Raw genomic sequence first — 5,502 nt, forward strand, 5'->3', positions numbered from 1 at the left:
CGGCTACGGGCCGATCCTGAAACTTGGAATGGACGCAGCAGAAGCGCTTGACGGTGAGATGTCGGTCGGCGTGGCGTCGGTCCACACGCTCAAGCCGCTGGATGCGCAAGGCATCGCGCGCGCGCTCGCCAGGTATCCGCGCGTTGTCGTGATCGAAGAGATGGTGCCTCGCGGCGGCCTCGGCGATGCGGTTAAGGCGATCGCCTGGGAAAGCGGCGCCACATGCAGCTTGCGCTGCCTCTCTCTGAGAGACGCATTCCTGCACCGGCACGGTTCGCACGCCGATGTGCTGGGCGCGCATGGTTTGAGCGTTTCCGCGGTCGCGAGCGCGCTTCGGGGTGTGCACTGATGAGCGATCGGCTGCCTGACGAGCAGGTAGCGGCGCTGCGGCGCTTGACGCTCGAGCAGACCATCGCCTACTGGGACGCGCTGGAGGCGAAGGGGCGCGCCGAGGGCAAGCTGAATCAGGTCGTGCGGCTGCTCGTACTCTCGGACCTCTTCTATCTGCTTGCGCGGGTATGCAAGCGCGTGGACATGCTGAACGAGTTCGCGTTCGCGCGCTGCCGGGAGGTGGAAGCGGCGCCAGATGGGTTTTTGGACCTCTGGGCGCGCGAGCACTTCAAGTCGTCGATCATCACCTTCGCACTGACGATTCAGGACATCCTGCGCGACCCGGAGATTACCTTCGGGATCTTCAGCCACACGCGGCCGATCGCCAAGGCGTTCCTGCGCCAGATCATGCGCGAGTTGGAAGCGAATAAGACGCTGCACGCAGCGTTCCCCGATGTGCTGTGGGGCGAGGACGTGCGCGCGGCGCCGAAGTGGTCTGAAGACGATGGGATCATTGTCAAGCGGCAGTCAAATCCGAACGAGGCGACGATCGAGGCGTGGGGCCTGATTGATGGGCAGCCCACGAGCAAGCACTTCAAGGTGCTGCTCTACGACGACGTGGTGGTGGCGGGCTCCGTGACGACGCCGGAGATGCTCTCTAAAACGATGACGGAGATGGAGCGCAGCTACAACCTCGGCACGACGCCGGGGGTGAAGCGCGGCGCAGGGACGCGGTGGCACTTCAACGACGCCTATAAGACCGTGGTCGACCGCGGCACGTTCGTCCCTCGCGAGCATCCGGGGCGCGAGGGCGGCACCGAGGAAGGCGAAAGCGTTTTCTGGCCGGACGAGATCCACCAGCAGAAGCGCCGCGACATGGGGCCGTATACCTACGCCGCGCAGATTTTGCTAAATCCGAAGGCGGACGCGGAGATGGGATTCAGGCGGGAATGGCTGCGCTTTTACACAAAAACGCCGCCGCACGATAGCCTCAACTGCTACATCCTCGTGGACTCCGCGAACACGAAGCGCAAGGAGTCAGATTACACGGCGATGTGGGTCGTCGGGCTTGGCAGAGACGGGAATCTATACGCGCTAGACATAGTGCGCGACCGCTTGAACCTTACTGAGCGCGTTGACCGTCTATTCACGCTGCATCGCAAATACAAGCCCAAGCAAGTGCGCTGGGAACGCTACGGCAACATGAGCGACGCCGAGGCTGTGAAGCGCGAGCAGGAAAATCAGAATTATCGCTTCGACGTAATGGAGGTAGCCGGGCAGACCTCAAAGGATGACCGTATTCGGCGCCTGATCCCGTACTTCGAGAATGGCAAGTTCTATCTCCCTAGGACATTGCACGTCACAGACTGGCAGAAAAATATCGTTGACCTCGTGCATTCGTTCGTGGAGGAGGAGTTCTACCCGTTCCCGACGTGCCTGCACAAAGACCTGCTCGACTCGCTCTCGCGCATTGCCGAGCCGGACCTGAAGCTCGTATGGCCGAAGGAAGAAAAGCCGCAGCCTGCGCCGCCGCCGACGAACATTCAGCAGCCCGCTACGGCGTGGATGATTTCATGAACACTGCTGATCCGATCAAGATTGACGATGCCATGAGAGACACCTTCGAGCCGCACGCCACGCTGCATGACAAGGGCCTCGCCGTCGGGTGCTCCGATATCACGCGCGACGAAATGCACTTCTGGTTCCACGACGAGAAGTTCGACTTCCCGACAATTGCCTTGCGTGGCATCGCGACGTTTAACGGGTACTTCTATACCGCACCCATCGACGAGCTGCGCAAGATGAAGGAGAAAGCCGCGACAGGATAGCCAATGGCCTACGACGAACAAAAAGAAGACGGGACGAAAGAGCCCGCACAAGAATCCGACGATGACATTCTGAAATACGCCCGCGATGGGATAAAAGAATGCATCGATGAGGAGTCCGATCAACGCGCGTTGATGCTGGACGATCTGCGCTTCGCCACGCTGGACCAGTGGCCCGACGAAATCCGCAGGGCGCGCGAGGGTGACGCCGAAAACGGGCCGCGTCCTTGCCTGACGATCGACAAAATCAACCAGTACATCGTTCAGGTCGTGAACGACATGCGCCAGGGCAAGCCCGGCATCAATGTGCGCCCGCAGGACGACGTTGCCGACCCGGAGACGGCGAAGATCCTGAAGGGGCTCATCCGCAACATCGAGGACCAGTCGAAAGCCGACATCGCGTATTCGACGGCCGGGGAGAACGCCGCGACGATCGGCCTCGGGTACTTCCGCATCACTGCCGAGTACGTTTCGGACGACAGCTTCGACCAGGAGCTATTTATCCGGCCGATCCCGAACACGTTCAGCGTGTATCTGGGCAAGCACATCATGCCCGACGGCTCGGACGCCGAAAGAGGCTACATCTGCGAGGCGATGCCGGTCGCGAAGTTCAAGGAACTGTTCCCGAAGGCGAAAGAGAAAGCGGAGGACTTCGACGGGCTCGACAAGGCGGCGGTCGGCTACTGGAGGACGGCAGAAACGATCACGGTGGTCGAGGAATACTGCATCAAGCGCGTGCCGCACGAATTGCTGTTTCTCGACGACGGCACGACGATCGGCGCCGCGGATTACGCACGCTGGCCGAAGGAAGCCGGTAAGAAGCCTGAGGTTCAGGATCGGCGCACGGCGTACAGGAAGCAGCTCAAGTGGCGCAAGCTGACCGGCATCGAAGTGCTGGAAAAGCGCGATTTGCCGGGCAAGTACATTCCGATTGTCGAAATGGTCGGGCGCGAGAAATGGGTCGAAGGCAAGCGCGTCCTGTGGGGTCTCGTGAGGCCCTCGAAGGATTCGCTTCGCTTCGACAATTACTGCGCCTCGGCCATCGCGGAAAAGATCATGCTGGCGCCCAAGACGCCTTTCATCGGCGCGACCGGCCAATTCGAGGGCAAGGAGGAGCGCTGGAAGAAGGCGAACACCGCCAACTACGCCTACCTCGAATACAACCCGATCGACGTGAACGGAAACGCGCTGCCGGCACCGAGGCGACAAGAGGCGATGCCGATAGAGGTGGCGCTCATCCAGCAACGCGAGATCATCGCGCAGGACGTTCGCGCCTCCCTCGGGATATTCAAGGCCGGCGTCGGCGAATCCGAGAGCCAGCAATCGGGCCGCGCGATCCTTGCCTTACAGCGCGAGTCCGACACCGGGACGTACCACTTCGGGGCGAATGAGGGGATATCCATCAGGCACGGGGGCGTCATCCTCGTCGATCTGATTCCGAAATACTACGACACGAAGCGTATCGTGCGGATTCTGGGCGAAGACGGCGAGATCCAGTCGGTGCAGCTCGACCCGGACCAGCAGGAGTCGATGCGCGAGATTCAGACGAGCGAGGGCATCAAGCGCATCTACAACCCCGGCGTGGGCAAGTTCGACGTGTCGATCAGCGTGGGGCCGAGCTACAACACGAAGCGCATGGAAGCCGCAGCGACGTTCGTCGAGATGGCGAAGGGAGCTTCTGATCCGGCGTCGGCTGCGGTGCTGCGCTACCTGACGGCGCGCAATTCGGACTTTTCCGGGGCGGATGAGGCCGCGAAGATGCTGAAGGGCTTACTGCCGCCGCAAGCGCTACAGGACGAGAAGCAGCCGCAGATTCCGCCGCAAGTCAAGGCGCAGATGGTGCAGATGGGCCAGGCCATGCAGGCGATGCAGGCCGAGAACATGGAGCTCAAGTCCGGGCGGCAGGAGGCGATGGCGAAGGTCAAGGCCGATCACGACGCGAAGATGAAGCAGATCGAGCTCGACGGGAAGGCCGAAGGCGAAAAGATGCGGCTTGCCCGCGAAAAGGCAGAGGCCGAGATCAAGCTGAAAGTCTGGGTTGCCGAGCAGGAACTGGCGTTGAAGGGTCGCACCGCATCCGCCGACGTGGAGCTCGAGGAGCGCGGCATGGCGCACGAGCAAACGATGGACCGCGCAGGCAAGGCGATGGAAGCGAAGGACATGCAGCACGAGCACGCGCTGGACGAACACGACCAGATGCACGAGCACATGATGGGCGAGCGCGAGATGCAGGCGAAGGAAAAGGCAGCAGCACATGAGGAGACGCCAGCCGCTTGAGTAAAAACCAGGCAATTCTACGAGGCGATATGAGTAACACTGATCTAGAGCGCACGCTGCTAAAACATCGTTTTTATAAACGATGGCTTGTGGCGGCTGAGGAATGGCTTCGTTCTGATCGAGAGGTCGTCGTCCTTTCTACCTATGATATCCGTTGCGACGAACACCAAGATTTCCGTTTCGATGTTCCGCGCTCCCTGTGGGAGCCACAACTTCGAGCCCAAGTTGAAAAGACGAGGCGTCATGTAACAGAACTGGACCGCATTGTTCGTGAGTATGTGGAGGAGGCGCTGAAGATATGACCGTCTTGGCGAAGGAAGAAGCAGCCGCGCATCAGGAGACGCCAAGATGATCTGCGAGCAGTGCAAGGTTGAAGGCAAGAATTGAAACTGGTGGAGGACAAATGATATTTGATGAATGGTGGGAAAAATGTGCAAAAGACAATGGCGCCCTGGAATACCGGGTGCGTCAGACATGGAATGCGGCAATTGATGCTGCTGCGGAGGCATTAGCTCGGCGAGAGGAGGAGGCCGCTAGTCCGCATACGATGGTCCCAGAAATTCTGGCGCTTAAAGTATGAACCTCGGCATCGTTGGCCGCCTTGCGCGATCTCCGATAGATACATTTGACACCCACGGTGCCAGTGGCGTATGATGCCGCCGCATAACGATAAGCGGCTAGAAAAAACGGAGGCCGCAGGATGCGTGTAACGAAGGTCATCGGGTTCCAGTCGTTCGTTTCCAGCGCCATCGCAGCCGCGGTGAGCTGCTCGAGCAATCTACTGACGGACTCGCAGGGCAACCGGGCGAATGCCGCATGGCTTTCCTGCCTTGCGACGACCGGCGCGGTGCGCTACCGCGACGACGGCACGGCACCGACCGTGAGCACCGGCCTGCGCATTCCCAGCGGCGTCAACCCGTTCCTCTACCAAGGGGATCTCGGAAAGCTTCAGTTCATCGCGGAGTCGCCGGGGAACCCGACGCTCTCCGTTTGTTACGTGCAAGTGGCCGATTAAGACCCCGGTACGCCTGCGGCTCAGGCGGCGACAATAAGAGGCGAAAAGCCCGTG

Annotated in this window: 7 protein-coding genes; all 7 read left to right on the top strand. The window is 60.6% G+C overall.

Translation table 11 applies throughout. The annotated features are described in order from the left end of the window. Nucleotides 1–349, top strand: a 349-nt coding sequence (locus tag Q8P46_13865; protein ID MDP2621235.1) for a transketolase C-terminal domain-containing protein, incomplete at its 5' end; no start/stop codon positions are given. Further along, on the top strand, nucleotides 349–1,908 hold the full coding sequence (gene terL / locus Q8P46_13870; protein MDP2621236.1) for a phage terminase large subunit: 1,560 nt from the start codon (nucleotides 349–351) through the stop codon (nucleotides 1,906–1,908). The genes Q8P46_13865 and terL, both read left to right, overlap by 1 nt. Next, the gene (locus Q8P46_13875) at nucleotides 1,905–2,159 is read left to right on the top strand and encodes a hypothetical protein (GenBank protein ID MDP2621237.1); all 255 of its coding nucleotides are present in this window, start codon (nucleotides 1,905–1,907) and stop codon (nucleotides 2,157–2,159) included. Before terL ends, Q8P46_13875 begins: the two co-directional genes overlap by 4 nt. A gap of 3 nt (nucleotides 2,160–2,162) precedes the next feature. After that, nucleotides 2,163–4,433 (top strand): portal protein, encoded by a 2,271-nt coding sequence (locus Q8P46_13880; GenBank protein ID MDP2621238.1) that lies wholly within the window; start codon nucleotides 2,163–2,165, stop codon nucleotides 4,431–4,433. After that, a complete protein-coding gene (locus tag Q8P46_13885; GenBank protein MDP2621239.1) occupies nucleotides 4,430–4,735 on the top strand; it encodes a hypothetical protein in 306 nt (101 codons plus the stop codon). Before Q8P46_13880 ends, Q8P46_13885 begins: the two co-directional genes overlap by 4 nt. A 68-nt stretch (nucleotides 4,736–4,803) precedes the next feature. Continuing rightward, a complete protein-coding gene (locus Q8P46_13890; GenBank protein ID MDP2621240.1) occupies nucleotides 4,804–5,013 on the top strand; it encodes a hypothetical protein in 210 nt (69 codons plus the stop codon). A gap of 120 nt (nucleotides 5,014–5,133) precedes the next feature. Then, on the top strand, nucleotides 5,134–5,448 hold the full coding sequence (locus tag Q8P46_13895; protein MDP2621241.1) for a hypothetical protein: 315 nt from the start codon (nucleotides 5,134–5,136) through the stop codon (nucleotides 5,446–5,448). The last annotated feature ends 54 nt before the right edge of the window (nucleotides 5,449–5,502 follow it).

The organism is Hyphomicrobiales bacterium (assembly GCA_030688605.1).
Lineage (GTDB): Bacteria > Pseudomonadota > Alphaproteobacteria > Rhizobiales > NORP267 > JAUYJB01.